Consider the following 979-nt stretch of genomic DNA (forward strand, 5'->3'; position numbering starts at 1 on the left):
CGGCGTTCGGCATCGGCGATCAATCTGGCAGCAAATGATAACAATTCATCGGGCCGAAATCGCTATCCTTGCCGCCAATCCGGCCGACCGTCTCGTTTCGCGGCCCTAAGGGCCGGCGACACCCAGCACCCAGGCCATCGGGCCACATAAGAAGCGGTGCGGGACGGGAGGAAGCAACATGCGGATCGTTCGGAAACTGCCGCTGGTCATCGTATCCCTGACCTTCATGTCGATCATGGCCACCGCCGTGATCGGCATTTCCAAATCCACCGCCCAGCTGGTCCAGGCGTCGGACGACAAGATGGCGGGACTGGTCGAGGCACGCCGCGCCAGGATCGTCACCTTCCTGGAGACCCAGGCCCAGGACGCGGAAATCCTGGCCGGCAACGTCACCACCATGGAGGCCCTGCGGGCCTTCGCCGCCGCCGTGCAGGACCTGGGGGTGAAAACCCCCGATCCCGCCGCCTATCTGCGCAAGACCTATATGGAGGACAACCCCAATCCGCCCAGGGAGCGCTGGAAGCTGAGCGGCTTCATGGACAGTTCGGAATGGGGCGGCGTCCACGCCACCTTCCACCCGACCTTCACCCGGCTGGTGGAAAAACGCGGCCTGGACGACATCATCCTGGTCAATTCCATCGGCCGGGTGGTCTACACCGTCATGAAGAACGGCAACCTGATGGACGATCTGCGGGCCGAGGCCGCCAAGGCCACGCCCCAGGGCCGGCTGTTCGAGAAGGTCTTCAAGAATCCCCGCGGCGACCGCGTGCTGTTCAGCGACATCTTCGCCGATCCCAACGGCTCGGGTCCGGCGGCCTGGATGGCCGCGCCGGTGTTCGGGACGGGTGACGAGTTCCTGGGCGTGATCGCCCTGCAGATGCCCCTGGACCTGATCAACCGCATCGTCAACGATCCGACGGCGCTGGGCGAGACCGGCGAGGCCTTCCTGGTCGGCGCCGACACTCTGCGGCGCAGCGAT

Annotated in this window: 1 protein-coding gene; it reads left to right on the forward strand. The window is 65.3% G+C overall.

Annotated features, from left to right (window positions below; genetic code table 11):
- Positions 1-178: 178 nt before the first annotated feature.
- Positions 179-979, forward strand: an 801-nt coding sequence (locus H261_RS22900; RefSeq protein WP_008622753.1) for a cache domain-containing protein, incomplete at its 3' end; no start/stop codon positions are given.

This window comes from Paramagnetospirillum caucaseum (assembly GCF_000342045.1).
Taxonomy (GTDB): Bacteria; Pseudomonadota; Alphaproteobacteria; order Rhodospirillales; family Magnetospirillaceae; genus Phaeospirillum; species Phaeospirillum caucaseum.